12 protein-coding genes are annotated in these 20144 nt (G+C 63.8%); 6 read left to right on the top strand and 6 right to left on the bottom strand.

The window, feature by feature from the left end:
- Positions 1–20 precede the first annotated feature (20 nt).
- Both AC0L15_RS23960 and AC0L15_RS23955 read left to right on the top strand, forming a co-directional pair.
- Positions 21–4829 carry an NAD-glutamate dehydrogenase gene (locus tag AC0L15_RS23960; protein WP_473497255.1) on the top strand — a complete coding sequence of 1603 codons (4809 nt, stop codon included), beginning with the start codon at positions 21–23 and terminating at the stop codon, positions 4827–4829.
- Between the two features lie 92 nt (positions 4830–4921).
- Positions 4922–6301, top strand: coding sequence for an MFS transporter (locus tag AC0L15_RS23955; RefSeq protein ID WP_287063418.1), 1380 nt, complete (start codon positions 4922–4924; stop codon positions 6299–6301).
- 47 nt (positions 6302–6348) lie between these two features.
- Here AC0L15_RS23955 and purH read toward each other — a convergent pair whose 3' ends face one another.
- The 4 genes from purH to htpX all read right to left on the bottom strand — a co-directional run bounded on the left by purH (position 6349) and on the right by htpX (position 12319).
- Positions 6349–7965, bottom strand: a complete 1617-nt coding sequence (purH, locus tag AC0L15_RS23950) for a bifunctional phosphoribosylaminoimidazolecarboxamide formyltransferase/IMP cyclohydrolase (protein WP_473497253.1) — start codon at positions 7963–7965, stop codon at positions 6349–6351.
- A gap of 91 nt (positions 7966–8056) precedes the next feature.
- Positions 8057–9781 carry a heparinase II/III family protein gene (locus AC0L15_RS23945; protein ID WP_287063413.1) on the bottom strand — a complete coding sequence of 575 codons (1725 nt, stop codon included), beginning with the start codon at positions 9779–9781 and terminating at the stop codon, positions 8057–8059.
- Positions 9782–9914: 133 nt separating this feature from the next.
- Entirely contained in the window at positions 9915–11315 is a 1401-nt protein-coding gene (locus tag AC0L15_RS23940; protein ID WP_473497251.1) for an RsmB/NOP family class I SAM-dependent RNA methyltransferase, read from the bottom strand.
- The gene (htpX, locus tag AC0L15_RS23935) at positions 11306–12319 is read right to left on the bottom strand and encodes a zinc metalloprotease HtpX (RefSeq protein WP_287171787.1); all 1014 of its coding nucleotides are present in this window, start codon (positions 12317–12319) and stop codon (positions 11306–11308) included. Before htpX ends, AC0L15_RS23940 begins: the two co-directional genes overlap by 10 nt.
- A 122-nt stretch (positions 12320–12441) precedes the next feature.
- Here htpX and AC0L15_RS23930 point away from each other — a divergent pair, with 122 nt between their 5' ends.
- A complete protein-coding gene (locus AC0L15_RS23930; RefSeq protein WP_473497249.1) occupies positions 12442–12681 on the top strand; it encodes a DUF1674 domain-containing protein in 240 nt (79 codons plus the stop codon).
- Between the two features lie 180 nt (positions 12682–12861).
- Here AC0L15_RS23930 and AC0L15_RS23925 read toward each other — a convergent pair whose 3' ends face one another.
- Entirely contained in the window at positions 12862–13527 is a 666-nt protein-coding gene (locus tag AC0L15_RS23925; protein WP_128173621.1) for an HAD-IA family hydrolase, read from the bottom strand.
- A gap of 172 nt (positions 13528–13699) precedes the next feature.
- On the opposite strand from AC0L15_RS23925, the gene AC0L15_RS23920 reads away from it, so the two are divergent.
- The 3 genes from AC0L15_RS23920 to AC0L15_RS23910 all read left to right on the top strand — a co-directional run bounded on the left by AC0L15_RS23920 (position 13700) and on the right by AC0L15_RS23910 (position 17972).
- Positions 13700–14569, top strand: a complete 870-nt coding sequence (locus tag AC0L15_RS23920; protein ID WP_287063406.1) for a transglutaminase-like domain-containing protein — start codon at positions 13700–13702, stop codon at positions 14567–14569.
- A gap of 341 nt (positions 14570–14910) precedes the next feature.
- On the top strand, positions 14911–16272 hold the full coding sequence (locus AC0L15_RS23915; RefSeq protein WP_287246992.1) for a pilus assembly protein: 1362 nt from the start codon (positions 14911–14913) through the stop codon (positions 16270–16272).
- A 431-nt stretch (positions 16273–16703) separates the two neighbouring features.
- Entirely contained in the window at positions 16704–17972 is a 1269-nt protein-coding gene (locus AC0L15_RS23910; protein ID WP_287246993.1) for an SAM-dependent methyltransferase, read from the top strand.
- A gap of 59 nt (positions 17973–18031) precedes the next feature.
- Here the strand turns inward: AC0L15_RS23910 and acs are convergent, their stop codons facing one another.
- Complete coding sequence (acs, locus tag AC0L15_RS23905; protein WP_287246994.1) at positions 18032–19987, bottom strand: acetate--CoA ligase; 1956 nt, start codon at positions 19985–19987, stop codon at positions 18032–18034.
- Positions 19988–20144: the final 157 nt, after the last annotated feature.

Raw genomic sequence — 20144 nt, 5'->3', positions numbered from 1 at the left:
TGAGGGAGGGATTTAGCGACATGGCCGGCCTGAAATCTGCAAGCCAGTTGAAAAAGATAAGCACGGCCAAGGGCGGCGAGAAACCCGGCAGGCTTGCCGATTACCTGCTGGCCCGTGCGCCGGCCGAAGATGTCGCCGCCTATGAGGTCACCGCCCTCGAACGCGCCGCCGATCTCGCCGGACGCGCCGTCGCCAGGCACAAGAAGGGCGATTGCGTCGTCGCCATAGAGGTTGATTCCGGTGTCGTGCGCCAGGGCAGGCCGATGACGGTGATCACCGTCGTCAACGACAACATGCCGTTCCTGTTCGATTCCATCCTCGGCGAGATCACCGAGAGCGCCGGCGAACCGCTGCTGGTTACCCATCCGGTCATCGTCGTCAGGCACGGCAAGAGCGGCGTCGACGAAATCCTCGGCGATGGCGGCTTCGCCAAGGGCGATCACAGTCATGAACGGCTGAGCGTCATCCACGTCCATATCGGCCGTGTTTCGTCCGAGCAGGCCGAGGCATTGGCTGACCGGCTGAATAAAATATTGGGCCAGGTGCGCGCCGCCGTCACCGACTGGAAGCCGATGCTGGCCCGCCTCGACCAGGCAATCTCCGAGTTCCGCTACGCTCCAGTGCCGCTCGACAAGGCCAACGTCACCGAAGCGATCGCCCTCCTCGAATGGCTGCGCGACGACAATTTCACCTTCCTCGGCATGCGCGAGTTCAAATATACCGGCGGCGAGAAGAGCGGCACCCTGGAGCGCACCGAAAAGCCCGGCCTCGGCATCCTCTCCGATCCCGACGTGCTGGTGCTGCGGCGCGGCACCGAAGCGGTGTCGACGACGCCGGAAATCCGCGCCTTTCTGCACGGGCCGGAACCGCTGATCGTCACCAAGGCCAACGCCAAATCGTCGGTGCACCGCCGCATCTATCTCGATTACATCGGCGTCAAGACCTACACCGCCAAGGGCGTGCTCGCCGGCGAGTTGCGCATCGTCGGCCTGTTCACCTCGACCGCCTACACGCGCTCGGTGATGAAGATCCCCTATCTCAGGTCGAAAGCCGAAACCATCATCGCCAAATCCGGTTTCAACCCTGAAGATCACTCCGGCAAGGCACTGATCAACGTGCTGGAGAGCTATCCGCGCGACGAACTGTTCCAGGTTCCGGTGCCGATCCTGCGCAAGCACGCCGAAGCCATTCTGGGGCTGATCGAGCGGCCGCGCGTCAGAGCGCTGGTGCGCGCCGATCAGTTCGACCGCTTCGTCTCGATCCTCGTTTTCGTGCCGCGCGACCGCTACGACAGCGTCGTGCGCGAGAAGATCGGCAGCTATCTGAAGACGATGTTCCAGGGCCGGCTTTCGGCCTACTACCCGGCCTTCCCGGAAGGCGGGCTGGCTCGTGTCCACTTCATCATCGGCCGTTCCGGCGGCAGGACGCCGAAGGTCGACCAGGCGACGATCGAGGCCGCGATCCGCGCCATCGTGCGGACCTGGGACGACATTCTGCGCGAGACCGCCGAAGAGACCGGCGCCGACGCGGCGCTCACGGCGATCGCCTCGCGCTTCTCGGGAAGCTATCGCGACAGCTTCTCGCCGGCGGAGGCGTTGGCCGATGCTGGTCGCATCGCTAGGATCAGCGCGGCCAATCCGATCGCTATCGACTACTATCGTCATGCCAACCAGGAACCGCATCAGGCGGCGCTGAAGATCTATCACCATGGCAGCCCGGTGGCGCTGTCGCGGCGGGTGCCGGTGCTGGAGAACATCGGTTTCCGCGTTATCAGCGAGCGCACCTTCGAGGTCGGGGACGAGGCTTCCGGCATGATCAATAGTGATCAGCCGGGCATGGTCTTCATCCACGACATGGAACTCGAAAACAGCTACGGCAAGCCAATCGACCTTGGCGATCGCGGCGCGCTGTTCGAAGACGCCTTCCTTTCCGTCTGGCGCGGCGACATCGACAATGACGGCTATAACGGCCTTGCCCAGACCGCCGGCCTGTGGTCGGGCGAGGTTTCCATCCTGCGCGCCTACGGCCGCTATCTGCAGCAGGCCGGCATCCCGCAAAGCCAGGATTTCATTGCCGCCGCGCTCAACCGCTATCCGGAAATCGCGCGTGGCCTGCATGAGCTGTTCGTCGCCCGCCTCGGACCGACGGCGCAGACGGAAGGGGCGGTCGCGGCCAGGCACCTCAAGGCCAAGATCAGGGATGCGCTGGAAGAGGTTCCCAACATCGACGACGACACCATCATCCGTCGCTACCTCAACCTGATAGAAGCCTCGCTGCGCACCAATCATTTCGTTCCCGATCTGAAGGAGAAGAGCCAGTCGCTGGCGATCAAGCTCGACTCGCAAGCGGTCGACGGCCTGCCGGCGCCGCGTCCGTGGCGGGAAATCTTCGTCTACGGCTCCGAGGTCGAGGGCGTGCATCTGCGCTTCGGCCCGGTCGCGCGCGGCGGCCTGCGCTGGTCGGACCGCGCCCAGGACTACCGCACCGAGGTGCTCGGTTTGGTCAAGGCGCAGCAGGTCAAGAACGCGGTGATCGTGCCGGTTGGCGCCAAGGGCGGTTTCTATCCGAAGAAGCTGCCGATGGGCGCCGGCCGCGACGCCATCTTCGAAGCCGGCGCGTCCGCCTACAAGAATTACGTCTCCAGCCTGTTGTCGATCACCGACAATATCGGCCTGGACGGCGTCATTCCGCCGGCTGAGGTCGTGCGGCGCGACCAGGACGATCCCTATTTCGTCGTCGCCGCCGACAAGGGCACGGCGACCTTCTCCGACGCCGCCAATGCCATCAGCGAGAAGCATGGCTTCTGGCTCGACGACGCCTTCGCCAGCGGCGGCTCGGCCGGCTACGACCACAAGAAGATGGGCATCACCGCCAAGGGCGCCTGGGAAGCGGTCAAGCGGCATTTTCGCGAGATGAACCGCGATATCCAGACCACACCCTTCACCGTTGTCGGCGTCGGCGACATGTCGGGCGACGTGTTCGGCAACGGCATGCTCCTGTCCGAGCAGACCCGGCTGATCGCCGCCTTCGACCATCGTGACATCTTCATCGATCCCGCTCCCGACATGGCGGTTTCGATGGCCGAGCGCCGGCGCATGTTCGCCCTCGCCCGTTCGAGCTGGCAGGACTACGACAAGACAAAACTGTCCGAAGGCGGCATCATCGTCTCGCGCAACCAGAAATCGATCACCCTGCCGCCGGCCGCGGCCGCGGCGATCGGCCTCGGCAAGACGACCGCCTCGCCGGTCGAGATCATGAGCGCCATCCTCAAGGCGCCGGTCGACCTTTTGTGGTTCGGCGGCATCGGTACCTATCTCAGGGCATCGACGGAAACCAACCAGGACGCCGGCGATCGCGCCAACGATGCTATTCGGGTGACTGCGCTCGAAGTGCGCGCCAAGGTCATCGGCGAGGGCGCCAATCTCGGCGCGACGCAGCGGGCCCGCATCGAGTTCGGGCTGAATGGCGGGCGCTGCAATTCCGACGCCATCGACAATTCGGGCGGCGTCAACTGCTCCGACGTCGAGGTCAACATCAAGATCGCGCTGGCTTCCGCCATGCGCAAGGGGGCGCTGACCCGCTCCGCGCGCAACAAGCTTCTCGCCGAAATGACCGACGAGGTGAGCGCGCTGGTGCTGTCCAACAATTACGAGCAGACGCTGGCGCTGTCCCTTGCCCGCAAGCGCGGCCTTGCCGATATCGCCCATCAGAGCCGTTTCATGGCAGCGCTCGAGGCGCGCGGCCTGCTCGACCGAAATGTCGAAGCTCTGCCGTCGCCGGCAGCCCTTGCCGAGCGCGAGACGCGCAGCGAGCCGCTGACCAGGGCCGAGCTCGGCGTGCTGTTGGCCTATGCCAAGATCGTGCTGTTTTCCGACATCGTCGCCAGCGACGTGCCGGACGATCCGCATTTCGACCGTGACCTGATGGGCTATTTCCCGGACCGTATGACCAAGAAATTCGCGGCCGAAATCCATGGCCATCGCCTGCGCCGCGAAATCATCGCCCGTGTCGTCGCCAACGATCTGGTCAATCGCGGCGGCCCATCCTTCATCAACAGGCTGCAGGAAGCAACCGGCCGCAGCGCGGCCGACGTGGTCCGGACCTTCGCTGTGGTGCGCGACGGCTTTGGCTTGCCGGCGCTCTATCGCCAGATCGACGCGCTCGACAACCAGATCGACGGACAGGTGCAGCTCGACCTTTATCAAGCCGTCAGCCGGCTCACCTATGTCGCCAGCGGCTGGTATCTCAAGAACTATACCGGTACCGCTCCGCTGGGCCAACGGATCGCCGAATTGCAGAACGCCCGCAAGGCACTGGAGCCGAAGCTCCCTTCGCTGCTTCCGGCCTTCTCGCGCGAGCGGATAGAGGAGCGGCGGCATGGTCTGGCCAAGGGCGGCGCGCCCGAACAGCTGGCAGAACATCTGGCGCTGACCGATGTGGCCGGCGTCGTGCCTGACATCGCGCTGACGGCCCGAACGGCCAACGCCGACATCATCGCCGCCGCGAAGGCGTTTTTCGCGGTCAGCGATGCCTTCCGCATTCCGCGCGTCGAGGATGCGGCGCGCTCGATCGCGCCGTCCGACTACTACGATCAATTGGCGCTTTTCCGCGCCACCGACACGATCGGCGCAGCCAGGCGCGGCATCGCCGTCGCAGCGCTCACCGGCCATGCCGAAGCGGCGGACCCGGTGGCGGCATGGCTGGAGGCCGGCGGCGAGAGGGTCGGGCGCATCCGCGAGCGGCTGCAGGCGCTGACCGAGGGCGGCGACATCACCGTGTCGCGGCTGTCGGTGGCATCGGGGCTGATCAGCGACCTGACGGCGCTGTGAGAAGTCTTCCACATCGCGCGCGATTGCCAGCAGGAACTGCGCTATAGAGCGAAACGGTGCCCTGCTTCGGGGCACCGTCTGCGGGAGGGCATATGGCCGAAATAGCAGTGCAGCGGACGTCGGGACGCGGCATCTGGGGATGGATGCTGTTCGACTGGGCGGCGCAGCCGCTCTTCACGGTTATCACCACCTTCATCTTCGGCCCCTATTTCGTCTCGCGTATGGCAAGCGATCCAGTCATTGGCCAGGCGGCCTGGGGCTACGGCATTGCCGCCGCTGGACTAGTCATAGCTGTGCTGTCGCCTGTCCTCGGCTCGATCGCGGACCAAACCGGTCCGCGCAAACCATGGATCGGCTTTTTCGCGGTGATCCAGATCGCTAGCCTGTGCATGCTGTGGTTCGCCGCTCCCGGCTCCAACGTTTTCCTGGTCGTGCTGTTCTTCTCGCTGGCTTCGGTAGCGGCGGAATTCTCGACGGTGTTCAACGATTCGATGATGCCGCGCCTAATGCCGAAGAGCGAGATCGGCCGCATCTCCAACATCGCCATGGGCCTTGGCTATCTCGGCGGCATGATCGCGCTGATCTTCGTGGTCTTGTTCATGGCCGGTTCGCCAGAAACCGGCAAGACGATTCTCGGCCTTAGCCCGGTCCTTGGCCTCGACCCGCGGCTCGGCGAGGACGCGCGGGCAAGCGGACCAATGGCAGCGGTGTGGTATCTCTTGTTTATCCTGCCGATGTTCTTCTTCACGCCCGATGCTATGAAAGGCATCCCCCTTCGGCCGGCGGTGCGCGAGGGCCTTTCGGAACTGAAGTCGACGCTGGCCGAAGTGCGCAAACGCAGCGGCATCTTCCGTTTTCTCGTCGCTCGCATGATCTATCAGGACGGCGTCAACGCGCTGCTGGCGCTCGGCGGTACGTTCGCGGCGGCAATGTTTCTCTGGTCGATTCCCGAGATCGGCCTGTTCGGTATCATCCTCAATGTCGTTGCCATCATCGGCTGTCTTGTAGCAGCCCGTCTCGACACGGTTCTCGGCTCCAAGGGCGTGGTCATGATCGCGCTTGTCATGTTGTCGGCCGCTACTATCGGCATCGTCTCGACCGGGCCAGGCTTCACGCTGTTCGGAGCGCTGCCGCTGTCCACCGCCGATTCGGGCGGCATGTTCGGCACGGCGGCGGAAAAGGCCTACATACTTTACGGCTTGCTGATCGGGCTGGCCTTCGGGCCGGTGCAGGCGTCGTCACGCTCCTACATGGCGCGCAGCGTCACCCCAGCCGAGTCGGGCCGTTATTTCGGCATCTATGCGCTGGCCGGACGGGCTACGAGTTTCCTCGCCCCATTCATGGTGGCGACCATCACCGCCGCCAGCGGCTCGGCGCGGCTAGGCATGGCGGCAATCGTGCTGTTCCTCGGCGTCGGCCTGGCGATCCTGGTCCGCACGCCGTATCCGGCGGACAACCGGCCGGCGCAGTAGAGGCGCGGCTTCCCTTCTCCCACAAGAAGGGGAGAAGGCAAGAGGCGCTAATGCCTGAAATGCCTGACGCCGGTAAACACCATGGCGATGCCGTGGGCGTCGGCGGCGGCGATGACATCGTCGTCGCGCATCGAGCCACCCGGCTGGATGACGGCGGTGGCGCCGGCTTCGATCGCCGACAGCAGCCCATCGGCGAACGGGAAAAAGGCATCCGAGGCGACGACAGAATTCTTGGTCAGCGGCTCGGCCAGGTCGGCTGCCTCGGCCGCGTCGAGCGCCTTGCGCGCGGCGATGCGCGAGGAATCGACGCGGCTCATCTGGCCGGCGCCGATGCCGACGGTGGCACCGTCCCTGACATAGACGATGGCGTTCGACTTGACGTGCTTTGCGACGCGGAAAGCGAATCTGAGATCGGCCATTTCGGCCGTTGTCGGCGCCCGCCGGGTCACCACTTTCAGGTCGAGGTCGTCGACCACCGCATTGTCGCGGCCCTGGACGAGCAACCCGCCGGAAACGGATTTCACAGTGGAGCTGGCCGCGCGCGGATCGGGCAAGCCGCCGGTGACCAGCAAGCGCAGGTTCTTCTTGGCGGCGACGATGCGGATTGCTTCGTCCGAGGCGCCCGGCGCGATGATGACCTCGGTGAAGGTTTTGACTATCTCTTCGGCGGCCTCGGCATCGAGGGTGCGGTTCATCGCGACAATGCCACCAAAGGCCGAGACCGGATCGCAGGCAAGCGCCTTGGCATAGGCCGCCTTCAGCGAAGCGCCCTCGGCGACGCCGCATGGGTTGGCGTGCTTGATGATGGCGACGGTGGCGGAGCGGGCCGGATCGAACTCGCCGACCAGTTCGAAGGCGGCGTCGGTGTCGTTGATGTTGTTGTAGGAAAGCTGCTTGCCCTGAAGCTGGCGCGCCGTCGCGACGCCCGGTCGCTTGTCGCCATCGACGTAGAAGCCGGCGCTCTGGTGCGGGTTCTCGCCGTAGCGCATCACCTGGTCAAGCCTGCCGCCGAAGGCGCGCCAGGTGGGATGCTCGATCTCCAGCGCTTCGGCGAACCAGCCGGAAATCGCCGCATCATAGGTCGCGGTGCGGGCGAAGGCCTTGGCCGCCAGCTTCTTGCGGAAATCCAGTGAGAGCGAGCCGAAATTCATCTCCAGCGCGTTGAGCACCGAGGCATAGTCCTCGGGATCGGTGACGATGGCGACGTAAGCGTGGTTCTTGGCCGAAGCGCGGATCATCGCCGGGCCGCCTATGTCGATGTTCTCGACGATCCAGGCGTAAGCGGCGCCGGAGCGGCGGACATCCTCGAAAGGGTAGAGATTGGAGACGACGAGATCGATCGGCTCAATACCATGATCGCTCATCGCCGCGGCGTGTTCGGGATCGTCGCGCACGCAAAGCAGCGCGCCGTGCACGGACGGATGCAGGGTCTTGACGCGGCCGTCCATGATCTCGGGAAAGCCGGTGAGTTCGGAGACGTCGCGCACAGCCATGCCTGCCTCGGCGATCGCCTTTGCCGTGCCGCCGGTGGAGACCAGCTCGACGCCGGCCGCGGCCAGCGCCCTGGCGAAATCGATGAGCCCGGTCTTGTCGAAAACGGAAAGCAGCGCGCGACGAACGGGAACGAGGTCGGGCGCGGGAATGTTCTTGGCGGCAACGGCCATGGGCTGGCGGCCTTTCACGGCTGGTTGGGACAGTGTCCGCGCGCCGTAGCACATGAGGCCTGGAAATCAAACTGCGTGACTAACCGCAGTCTCAGCTTTTTGCCGGATGACCGGCGATGAACGTCCGTGTCAGTTGCCAATGGACTTCGGAAATCTCTGACGCCTTGAAGGCCAGCACGATCTGCCGGCTGCGGCGCGGGCCGCCAAGACCGGCGAAATAAATGGATTCTTCGACCTCGGGCGCCACCTCGGTGCAGGTGAACACCCATGTGTCGGCTTCATCGGCGGTCAGCACCAGACGGTCGTGCTCGTCCTTGAGCAGGCCTATGTCGGGATGGATGTGGAAGCGCACGGTGACGAAATCGCGGCCGTTGTTGCGGATCGCAGCATTGCCCGGCCGCAGAAGGCGATCCCTGCCGGCGAGCACATTGCCGTTCGTCGACAATTTCAGTTCGCGCTCATGCAGCAAGCCGAAGCGCGCGACATAGCCGTCATGGCGAGCCAGAAAACCCTGTGTGCCTTGCTGGTCGGTGCGCTTGCAAGGCACATGCTGCGGGCCGCCGATCAACGGCGTGCCGAGCAGATCGTTGACGCGCAGCGAGTGGCTGAAACGCGCCGACGAGGTGTCGTTGATGGTGGCTGTCGAATGGGCGGCCGTGGCGCGGGCAAGCGGCCGGAATTCGGCGGCGCCATAGGTGTCCACGCCGGCGTTGACGACATAGTGGCGGCGGCCGGAAGACAGCTCGAAGGAAAGGCATCCGGCGTGCGCCGCGTTGGAAACATCGATGCGCGGTGGCGGGCCGGTATCGGCGATCACGGTGACGCCGCCCATGGAGAGGCGCTCGTAGCCCGAATGCGGTGCGTGCAGCAATGGCGCGCCGGCGGTGTCGTCGTGGCGCAGAATGGTGGCGATGCGGTTGTGGATGGTCGCGCCCATGCCGTTGAAGCGGGCGAGGCTGCCGTCCTGGTGGCGAAAGAAACGCAGCGCCGGCAGCATGCGATCGATGGCGCCCATCAGCGCCGCCGGCGGCGTTTCGGCCTGATTGGCATAGGTCTGGCGCAGCGGCAGAAGGTCGGCGAGGATTTCAAGCACGGCCATCGGATTGCGCGAAATATGGCCGCCATCCGGCAGAATCTGACGGTCGAGTTCCTCGGCGAGGTTGCGGGTCGCGCCGCGCAGCGCCGATGCCGGCGCCGGTAGCGACAGAGCGGCAAAGGCAAGCGCGATGCGGGCGCGCAGCCTGTCCTTGCCGTCCGGCATCTCGCGTGCCATCGCCCTGAGATAGCGGATCTGCATGGCCAGCGATTTCAGGAAGGCCCGGTAGAAGGGAAATTCAGCACCCTGCAGCACCACCGAGGAATGCTGCAGCCAGGCAATGACGCGCTTGGCCGTCGTGCCGGGCTCCCAGGCGACACCGGAAATATTGCTGCCATGGATGGTGATCCAGTCGGAGACCAGCGCGCGGGCATTGGCGGCGGCAAGCTCGGTGCCGGCGGCGCGCATATGGCGCAGCCAGCGAAAGCCGTGCAGGGCCTTTTGCCAGCCGGGATTGGCCACGGCAATCTGGAAGGGCGACTTGCCGCCGGTCTCTACCAGATGTCCCGACAGCGGATAGCGGCCATAATAAATCTCGAGCGCAATCTGTCGGTCGGCCAGGCGCAGGTCTGGCGGAGCGATCAACACGCGTTCCGGTGTGCGGCCGGAGTAGCGCCAGCGATGGATCGGCCCGCCACGCAGGCGCCGGCGCGTCTTGCGCCAGAACTCCTTCGCGACAAGCGTCCATAGACGCGTCGTGCTGCCGGCAGCGATCGCCAAAAGCCCTCCTCATAGCGCCCAATCCGAAGACAAGCTTATGCGATTCAAGAACTTATGCGAAGGTGAATTCCACGGAGGCCTTGAAATTCAGCCTGTTTTCCGCAGGATTCTTCCTAAAACAGTCTTCAAATTTTCAGCGTTGGCCGGTTCTGCGCATGCGGGCGGCGAAGAAGCCATCCAGGCCGGACCGTTCCGGTGAGCCGAGCTCCAGATCTGCGGGCGTGGTGCGCAGAGTGCCCTGCGGCGTCAGGAACGGATCGATGCCGGCGATCTCGCCCGGGCGGAGCGGGTCGTCGACGACATCAGCCGTCCCGGCGAGGAAGGCGCGATGGAGCGCCTCGCCTTCGAGCGGGTCGAGCGAGCAGTTGGAAAAGACGATGCGCCCGCCAGGCCTGACCAGGCTGACGGCGCGGGCGAGCAGCCTGCGTTGCAGATCGGCGAGTTTTTCGATGTCGGCCGCCGTCTTCGTCCACGGCACGTCGGGATGCCGCCGCACCGTGCCGGTCGAGGAGCAGGGCGCGTCGAGGAGGACGGCGTCGAACAGTTGTTCCGGCTCGTATTTGAGCAGATCGGCCTGGACAACCTCTGCGGACAAACCGAGCCGTTCGAGATTTTGCGAGAGCCGCGCCAACCGGTTCTTCGAGGAATCGATCGCGGTGACCGTGGCGCCGCCGAGAATGAGCTGAGCGGTCTTGCCGCCGGGGGCGGCGCAGAGATCGGCGACGCGCAAACCCCTCACGTCGCCGAAAAGCCGGGCCGGAAGGCTGGCGGCGGCATCCTGGACCCACCAGGCGCCGTCTTCAAAGCCGGGCAGTTCAGTGACCGAGGCGCTGAGTTTCTCCACGCGCACAGTGCCGGTCGGCAGCACGATGCCGCCGAGCAGCTCGGCCCACAGCGCAGGATCGGTCTTGACCGTGAAGTCGACCGGCGCCTCGTATCTGTGGGCGGCGAGGATTTGCCGGGCTTTCTCAGTGCCATAGGCGGCTTTCAGCCGGTCGGAAAACCATTTCGGCGCTTCGTCGGTGGCGGCAAGCGCTGCAGCGAGTTCGGCCTGCTTGGATCGCGCCAGCGTGCGCAGCACGCCATTGACGAGACCGGAGAAGCGCACCGTGCGCGGATCGGACTTGGCGTGGGTCACGGCAAGGTCGACTGCGGCACTGTCGGGAATATCGAGGAACAGGATCTGCGCCGCTGCTATATGCAGAATATGCGAAAGCGCGGTGGCGTTGGGTGGCAGCGGCTTTTCCAGGCGGCGGGCCAGCAACCCTGATATGGTCATTCGGAAGCGCAGCGCAGTGACCAGTATGGCGCGCACCAGCGCCCGGTCACGCAGGTCGAGCGCCTTGTATTGCGGATGGCCGTTCTCGTGGTCGGTCAGCCCGTCCAGCGGCGTCCTTGCATCGATGACGGCGGCCAGCATTCGTGCCGCGGCCTTGCGCGCGGCCAGGCCCGCAACAGGTTCGCCGGGGCTCGCTGCATTGTTTTCATGATCGCCTGAAATTCGGTGCCGGCGTTTCGCTTCGCTCACGACCACGGACCCTTGGGTCTGGTCGGATTGCGGCCCCAGGGATTGGACTTCGGCCTGGCCGGTTCAGCCGGCTGCTCAGCTTTCTCCCACGGGCCCGATGGCCGCTGTTCGTCGGCCTGCCGCGGCATCGGCGTTTGCGGCCGCGCGGAGGCGGATGCGCCACCGGCCATGTCCTGCGCCATCGCCTGCAGGGCGGCGATGCGGTTGTCGGTGCTCGGGTGGGTCGAAAACAGGCTGTCCATGCGCTCGCCGGAAAGAGGATTGATGATGAAGAGGTGGGCAGTTGCCGGATTGCGCTCGGCATCCGGGTTGCGGATGCGTTCGGCGCCGCGAGCGATCTTGTCAAGGGCCGAGGCAAGCCAGAGCGGCTGTCCACAGATCTCGGCGCCGCGCCGGTCGGCCTCGTATTCGCGGGTGCGGCTGACCGCCATCTGCACGATCATCGCGGCAAAGGGCGCCACGATCATCGCCACCAGCACACCGATAATGCCAAGGGAATTGTTGTTGTCGCGGTTGCCGCCGAAAAAGAAGGCGAAATTGCCGAGCATCGAGATCGCGCCGGCAAGCGTGGCGACGATCGTCATGGTCAGCGTGTCGCGGTGCTGCACATGGGCGAGCTCGTGCGCCATCACCGCCGCGACTTCCTCGTGCGATAGTTGCTGCAACAGTCCGGTGGTGGCGGCGACCGCGGCATTCTGCGGGTTGCGGCCGGTGGCGAAAGCGTTGGGCTGCGGGTTGTCGATCAGATAGGTTTTCGGCATCGGCAGGCCGGCCTGTCTGGCGAGGCTCTGCACGATGGCGTAATATTCCGGGGCGTTCCTTTCGTCGACCTCGACGGCGCGGTTCATCGACAGCACCATCTTGTCGGCGTTCCAATAGCTGAACAGGTTCATCGCGGCGGCAATCAGCAAGGCGATCACCATGCCGCCCGATCCGCCGATCAGATAGCCGACGCCCATGAACAGCGCGGTCATCGCTGCCAAAAGCATGGCGGTGCGAAGTGTGTTCATTGTCTGCTCCGTTCCTGCCGGCCTTTCGGAAAAGGGTCGATCCTTGTCGGCTCATCGCTATATGATGGGAAACGTGTGGCCCTGTTTCAATTGGGGCCGGTTTCAATCGCCGGGAATATCGCATGATCGACGAAGCCAATATATCAGGCGAAACCAGCAATGCAGACGCCGGCCCCGGTCACGACGTGCCGCAAAGGACGCTGACACCGGCAGCCCGCCGCGCTTTGGCGGAAGGGGAAGCACGGCGCGAACACTATCGCCAGCAGGAAGCCGCGATGCCCAGGGAACTCGGCGGCCGTGGCGGCAGGGAACCCGGCCGCTATGGCGATTGGGAAGTGAAGGGCCTGACCAGCGATTTCTAAGGGCCAGCGATTTCTAAGGGTATGTCGATATTCAGGTGATGCCGGCCTGCGAACAGCGGATTCCTGCGCTTCTCACGGACCTGAAAGTCCGCTCCGTTCCGGTTCTCGGAACCCACCTAGTCTGGTCGCTTCGCGCCCGTCTTCGACTCCGGCTCGGCCTGACCTGAATCTCAACATACCCTAAGCCGCAGCGCGCTCCGCGCCGAGGACAATCCAGCCGCGGTCGTCGACGGTGACGCCGATCCCCTCATAACCGGCGATCGCAGCATGCGGCGTTTGCAACGGATGCTGGTGCGTGGCGCTGATCACCACGACGGTGGCTCCCGCGGCCTCGGCCGCCGCTATCCCGGCGGGCGCATCTTCGAAAACGAGGCAGTCGCGCGCGTCGACGCCCAGCCGCTCGGCCGCCAGCCGGAAGCAATCCGGCGCCGGCTTGCCGCGGGAAACGTCCTCGGCCGCGACAAGGGTGGCGGGAAGCGGGATGCCGGCGGCCGCGATGCGCAGCAGAGCCAGCTCGCGCGGCGCCGAAGTGACGATTGCCCAGCGCTCGGGTGGCAGCGACGCCAGAAACGCCGCGGCGCCGGCGATTGGAAGGATGCCGTCGATATCGGCCACCTCGGCCTGCAGAAGCGCATCGGCTTCACGCATCGGGTCAACGCCTGGAAGCGCCAGCCGAGCGATGGTCTCGATCGCCCGCACGCCGTGGATCGTTGGCAGGAATGCGGCAACGTCGAGATCTTGCCGGCGTGCCCAGTCTGCCCAGACCCTTTCTGCCGCGGCAATCGAATTGACCACCGTGCCGTCCATATCGAACAGCAAGGCTGCGAATTTTCTGCCTGCGAACATCTGCTATCCCAAGTTGTTTCGGAAGGAACCAAAGCCTGTCGATCGACCGTAACGTCGCACCGGCGGCATGGGAAGGCACGAGATCGCCTTTTTCGACAGACCAGGGAACCACGGCCGGCCATCTCGCGTTAATCCAATCGTCTTCCACGACACTCACAAGAGGGGAACCGCAATGCTGATTCGGCTCGGCTACGAAATCGCCATCGACTGTGCTGAATCCACCCCGGTGATTTCGCTGCTCGAGATCCACAAGCAGCGCCAGGCCGACATCAAGCGGCAAACGCGCGTGCTGACCTCGCCTTCCGTCCCAACCAGGCTCTATCACGATCTTTATGGCAACACCTGCCGCCGCTTCACCGCGCCTGGCGGAGGCTTTCGCATTCTTTACGACGCCGTCGTCGAGGACAGCGGCGAGACCGACGAGGTCAACACGCTGGCCAGGGAAGTGCCGGTGGCGGAGTTGCCCGACGAGGTGTTGTGTTATCTGCTCGGCAGTCGCTATTGCGAAACCGATCATCTCAGCGATCTGGCCTGGCAGGTTTTCGGGCCTGTTCCATCCGGCTGGGCCCGGGTGCAGGCGATCGTCGACTATGTCCACAACCGTCTGTCGTTCGGCTACGGCTATGCGCGCCCGACCCGCACGGCGGCGCAGGCGCATGAGGAGCGCGTCGGCGTCTGCCGCGACTTCGCTCATCTGGCGATCACGCTCTGCCGCTGCATGAACATCCCAGCCCGCTACGTGAACGGTTATCTCGGCGACATCGGCGTGCCGGTCGACCCGGCACCGATGGATTTTTCGGCGTGGCTGGAAGTGTTCCTCGACGGCAAGTGGTACACGTTCGACCCCCGCCACAACGTGCCGAGGATCGGCCGCGTCGTCATCGCGCGCGGCCGCGACGCGACCGACGTGCCGCTGCTGCACAGTTTCGGCCCGCACCGGCTCAGCCTGTTCAAGGTCTGGACCTACGAGCAGGAAAGCAATCTGTTCAACCCGCCTCATCGCGGGGTCGACAGGACGGCCAGCGCGCAGATGCTGACATAGCGGCGCAGCGCGTCCAGCGCGTCCGGCTGTTACGATCATCGGGCTGTCCTACGGATATCATGCCCCTGATCCGCTTCGGCACAGACCCTCTGTGCCGGATCGGGATCGGGCTGTTGTGCTCCACGGCAGACGTCGGGATCATGGTGAGCGCTTGGTAAACGAAACTGCCGCAGCGGCTTGTCGTTTACCAGTTGTTTACATTGCCGCATTTCGAAACAAAGCAAAAACAATGGCTTGACGATGAGCCGCTGGCTTTTGCTGCGTTGACGACGCCGCCCGGCCGGAATCCTGCAATGCGGCCTTCACACGGCTTCGAGGTCGTGGCGAATGGAGGCGAAAGCATGCGGCGTTTTGGGGGTCTTGTTCACGCGATCGGCGGCTTTGCCCGAGATCGAAGCGGAAATTTGGCGGTTCTGTTCGGCATGGTCGCGTCGGTGCTGGCGCTTGGCGTTTGCTTTGCCGTCAATGTTTCCCAGCTCTACAACACCAAATCGAGCTTACAGGGCGTGGTCGATGCGGCGGTGACCTCGACGGCACGCGACCTGACCACCGGCGTCATCAACGAGGCCGACGCCAACAAGTCGGTGCAGGCGTTTCTCGATGCCAACAGCCGAGCGGGCATGCTGCAGGCTGATCGGATCGTCCTCGACAAATTGACCATCGACAAAATCGCCAAGACGGTTCAGGCGGAGATCCATGTCGATCTTGGCCTCTATTTTCCAATCTTCGGCATGGGCGACATGAAGCGCATAGCCGCATCGACGACGGCAGTCTATTCGGACAAGACGATCGAAGTGGCGATGATGCTCGACGTCACAGGTTCAATGGCCGGCCAGAAAATAATCGACCTGAGGACGGCCGCCGCGAACGCGGTCGACAGCTTCCTGGGCGGTCAGGACCCCGCCAGCCCCCGAGTGCGAGTCTCCATCGTGCCCTACGCCAATTCGGTGAATGCCGGCGCGCTTGCCGGCAGCAGCGTCTACGTCGAAGCCTCGACCAGCCAGCGCAAGCAGGCGCCCGGCAATGGCGCTATACAGTATGTCTCCGGCTTAACGCGTCCGGACAATTGCGCCACTGAGCGCAAGGGCACCTATCAATATTCGGATGTAGGTCCCGACATCAGCATGATCAATCGCGATTACCTGTTGTCGTTCTTCGCCTGGCCGACCGGCACGGCTGCCTGCCCGGTCGCCGCGTTGAAGCCGCTGACGGCGGACGCCGTGGCGCTCAAGAACGTCATCAAGAACTTTGTCGCATCGGGCGGCACCGCGGGCCATATCGGCGTGCAGTGGACCTGGTACATGCTTTCGGAAAACTGGGGCAGTGTGATGAACGCGTCGCAGCGGCCGGCCAAGGCGGATCCGAAAAAGGTCGCCAAAATCGCGATCCTGATGACCGACGGCGAGTTCAACCTGTCCTATTTCGATGCCAGCACTGTCGGTGAGGTCTACAATGATGCCGGCAAGGAACCGACCCGCACGGCAGCCAAGACGCTCTGTACCGCCATGCGCGACAAGGGCATCGAAATCTTCACCATCGGTTTCGATCTCAACGAGGAGAATGCCCAGGCGACACTGCAGAATTGCGCGAGCCCGGATACCGGCAAGATCAAGCACTTCTATCAGGCCGCGAACGGGACGGAGCTCAACCAGGCTTTCCAGGATATAGCGCGCAACATCGAAAGCCTGGCATTGACCAAATAGAGGGCATTGACCAGGCAGGATCCGGACAGGAAAAGGCCGCCGCTTCTTTCGAAGCCGGCGGCCTTCCGTGTTTCCGTCCATGGCGCGGCTCATGGCAGCGACGTGACTTAAAGTGCTGGAGCGTCCTTTGCGCATCCAAAGGACGCGCGGCGCTCCAGGCGTCGCCAGCCGCGCATCTCGCGCCTTAACGGGAAGACTGCTTCCCGAAAGTGCAATCCGCTGAGGCCACGTTCAGGAAAACGAAATCACTCGACATCGGATCACCTCCTTTCGATTTGTTGAACACGCCCTCATGATGGGGTGTCGATCTGCAAATGGCAAGGCGCCATCGTGAAAATGCGGTGCGCGTTTGCCGCTAACTGCTTGCGGCTATCCGATCGGACAGGCAATGTCGCTGCCGGACCGCCAGGGGCTGAGCAGGAGGAACGCGGATGGAGGCAGCCGAGAGAGCCGCACGGATCGTTAGAACGGTTATCGAGACGTTGAAGCCGGGTTTCGCGGTCAAGCTGTGGAACGGCGAGCGGATCGGCCCCGCCACCGGCCCCGTGGTCACCATCAACGACCAGGACATCGTCTGGCAGGTGATGCGGCGGCCCAACCTCTCGACGCTGATCGAAATGTGGATTTCCAAGACCATCGACGTGGAAGACGGGTCGCTGTTCGATTTCTACGCTCTGCCTGCGCAGGGCAAGCTCAGGGCGAAGCTCAAGTCGTTGCCCAAGCTCGCGGTCCTGCGCGACCTGCCAGCCGTGCTGTTTTCGCGAAAACAGATGACGGCGCGGACCGACCTTTCCGGGCGCAACCCCTTCGTCAGCGGGTCGAACAGACAGGCAATCCAGCACCACTACGACATTTCGAACGCCTTCTATCGGCTCTTCCTCGACGAACGCATGGTCTATAGCTGCGGCTATTTCACCGATTTCGCCAATGGCATCGACCAGGCGCAGAAGGACAAGCTCGATCATATCTGCCGCAAGCTGCGGCTGAAGCCCGGCGAAAGGCTGCTCGACATCGGCTGCGGCTGGGGAGCCATGCTCATCCATGCCGCGAAAAATTACGGCGTCGTCGGCCATGGCGTCTCGCTGTCGGAAGCCCAGACCCAGCTCGCCCGCGAGCGCATCCGTGCTGAGGGACTGGAGGATCGCATCACCATCGAGATAAAGTCCTATGCCGAGCTGTCCGGCTCCTTCGACAAGATCTCGTCGATCGGGATGTTCGAGCATCTGGGGCTGGCCAACCACGCCGCCTATTTCTCGACCATTCGTCGCCTGCTCAAGCCGGGCGGCATCTATCTGCATCACGCCATCACCCGGCGCGACAAGGGCAGCATCAAGAAGACCTTGCGCAAGGGCCCGGAATTCAAAGCGCTGATCAAATACGTCTTTCCCGGCGGCGAACTCGACACGATCGGCATGACGCTCGGCAATCTCGAAGCGCACGGCTTTCTTGTCTACGATGTCGAGAATTTGCGCGAGCACTATGCCCGCACTTGCCGTCTGTGGGCCGAGCGCCTCCACGCACGCTTCGACGAAGCGATCGCCGAGGTCGGCGAAGCCAAGGCGCGCCTCTGGCTGCTTTATCTCACCGGCTGTTCGATCACTTTCGAACGCGCCTCGGCACAGATTTTCCAGACCGTCGTCACCAAGCGCGCGCGGGGCCCGAGCGGACTGCCACCGACACGGGCGGACCTTTATCGGTAGAGCGGGAGCGAGCCGATCTCATCCGATCGGGTTTCCGCCGACCGTTGATCGAATGTTTTTTATGCCCGCTTGTTCTGCCGGTTGGCGACGAGGTCGTCGACGACCGCCGGGTCGGCCAGCGTCGAGGTATCGCCGAGCGCGGCAAAATCGTCCTCTGCGATCTTGCGGAGGATGCGCCGCATGATCTTGCCCGAGCGGGTTTTCGGCAGGCCGGGAGCGAACTGGATCTTGTCGGGCGTGGCGATGGCGCCGATGTCCTTGCGGACATGGGCGACAAGTTCCTTGCGCAACTCTTCGTCCGGCTTCTCCCCGGCCATCAATGTGACGTAGCAGTAGATGCCCTGGCCCTTGATGTCGTGGGGGTAGCCGACGACGGCGGCTTCCGAGACCTTCTCGTGCGAAACCAGCGCGGATTCGACCTCGGCCGTGCCCATGCGGTGACCGGAAACGTTGATGACGTCGTCGACGCGGCCGGTGATCCAGTAGTAGCCGTCGGCGTCGCGCCGGCAGCCGTCGCCGGTAAAATACTTGCCCTTGTAGGTGGAAAAATAGGTCTGCACGAAGCGCTCGTGGTCGCCATAGACAGTGCGCATCTGGCCCGGCCACGAATCGGTGATGCAGAGGTTGCCGCTTGCAACACCTTCCAGCACCTTGCCGTCGCTGTCGACAAGTTGCGGCTTGACGCCGAAGAACGGCCGCGTCGCGGACCCTGCCTTCAGGTCAGTGGCACCGGGCAGCGGCGTGATCAGGATGCCGCCAGTCTCGGTCTGCCACCAGGTGTCGACGATCGGCACCTTGCCGTTGCCGACGACGTTGAAATACCACTCCCAGGCTTCCGGGTTGATCGGCTCGCCGACCGTGCCGAGCACGCGCAGCGATTTGCGCGAGGTTTTGGTGACATGGGCGTCGCCGGCACCCATCAGCGCGCGCAAAGCCGTCGGCGCGGTGTAGAAGATGTTGACCCTGTGCTTGTCGATGACCTCCCAGAAGCGGGATTGCGACGGATAGTTCGGCACGCCTTCGAACATCAGCGTGGTCGCGCCGTTGGCGAGCGGCCCGTAGACGATATAGCTGTGGCCGGTGACCCAGCCGACATCGGCGGTGCACCAGTAGATGTCGCCGTCGTGGTAGTCGAAGACATATTGGTGGGTCATCGAGACATAGACGAGATAGCCGGCGGTGGTGTGCAGCACGCCCTTCGGCTTGCCCGTCGAGCCCGATGTGTAAAGGATGAACAGCGGGTCCTCTGCCTTCATCTTCTCCGGCTTGCATTCCGCCTCAACTGTCGCGATCTCGTCATGGTACCAGACGTCGCGCCCCGGAGCCCAACCAACCTTGGCGCCGGTGCGGCGCACGACCACGACCTTGTTGACCATCACGAAGTTCTTCGCGGCGATGTCGATCGCCTTGTCCGTGTTCTCCTTCAAGGGAATGGACTTGCCGCCGCGCAGGCCTTCATCGGCGGTGATGACGAAAGTCGATTCGCAGTCGACGATGCGGCCGGCCAGCGCGTCCGGCGAAAAGCCGCCAAAGACCACCGAATGGATGGCGCCGATCCGCGTGCAGGCGAGCATCGCATAGGCGGCTTCCGGGATCATCGGCATGTAGATGGTGACGCGGTCGCCTTTCCTAACGCCGTGCTTCTTCATCACATTGGCGAGCCGGCAGACATGCCTGTAGAGCTCGTTATAGGTGATCTTCCTGTCGTCGTAGGGATTGTCGCCTTCCCAGATGATGGCGGTCTGGTCGCCGCGCTTCTTCAGATGCCGGTCGATGCAGTTCCAGGAAACATTGGTCTGGCCGTCCTCGAACCATTTGATCGAGACCTTGCCGTCGAAGGAGGTGTTCTTGACCTTGCTGTAGGGCTTGAACCAGTCGATGCGCTTGCCGTGCTTGCCCCAGAACTTGTCCGGGTTCTTCACGCTGTCGGCGTACCATTTCAAATAGGTGTCATTGTCGATCAGTGCGTTCTTTTTCCACGCCGGCTGGACGCGATGGACATGAACATCGGACATTTTTTCCATTCCCTCCCAAGACCAACTGCCAGCTTGCCCGCCGAGCAGCATCGCGGCGCAGAGGCCGCGAATTCGCGCGCATTATTAACAGTTCCGCGGTGACGGCAACATTAGACGTTGGATTCGCGCGGCGGGATGCCGCAGACGTCGTTTTCGC

Source organism: Mesorhizobium sp. WSM4846 (assembly GCF_055811415.1).
Note: the sequence above shows the minus strand (reverse complement) of the source record. Positions and strands in the feature narration are given on the sequence as shown.

Bases quoted from the DNA above. Each gene is read 5' to 3' on its own strand.
- AC0L15_RS23915 (WP_287246992.1), top strand. From the start codon at position 14,911: ATGCGGCGTTTTGGGGGTCTTGTTCACGCGATCGGCGGCTTTGCCCGA.
- AC0L15_RS23960 (WP_473497255.1), top strand. From the start codon at position 21: ATGGCCGGCCTGAAATCTGCAAGCCAGTTGAAAAAGATAAGCACGGCC.
- htpX (WP_287171787.1), bottom strand. From the start codon at position 12,319: ATGAACACACTTCGCACCGCCATGCTTTTGGCAGCGATGACCGCGCTG.
- AC0L15_RS23930 (WP_473497249.1), top strand. From the start codon at position 12,442: ATGATCGACGAAGCCAATATATCAGGCGAAACCAGCAATGCAGACGCC.
- AC0L15_RS23955 (WP_287063418.1), top strand. From the start codon at position 4,922: ATGGCCGAAATAGCAGTGCAGCGGACGTCGGGACGCGGCATCTGGGGA.
- acs (WP_287246994.1), bottom strand. From the start codon at position 19,987: ATGTCCGATGTTCATGTCCATCGCGTCCAGCCGGCGTGGAAAAAGAAC.
- AC0L15_RS23910 (WP_287246993.1), top strand. From the start codon at position 16,704: ATGGAGGCAGCCGAGAGAGCCGCACGGATCGTTAGAACGGTTATCGAG.
- AC0L15_RS23920 (WP_287063406.1), top strand. From the start codon at position 13,700: ATGCTGATTCGGCTCGGCTACGAAATCGCCATCGACTGTGCTGAATCC.
- AC0L15_RS23925 (WP_128173621.1), bottom strand. From the start codon at position 13,527: ATGTTCGCAGGCAGAAAATTCGCAGCCTTGCTGTTCGATATGGACGGC.
- purH (WP_473497253.1), bottom strand. From the start codon at position 7,965: ATGGCCGTTGCCGCCAAGAACATTCCCGCGCCCGACCTCGTTCCCGTT.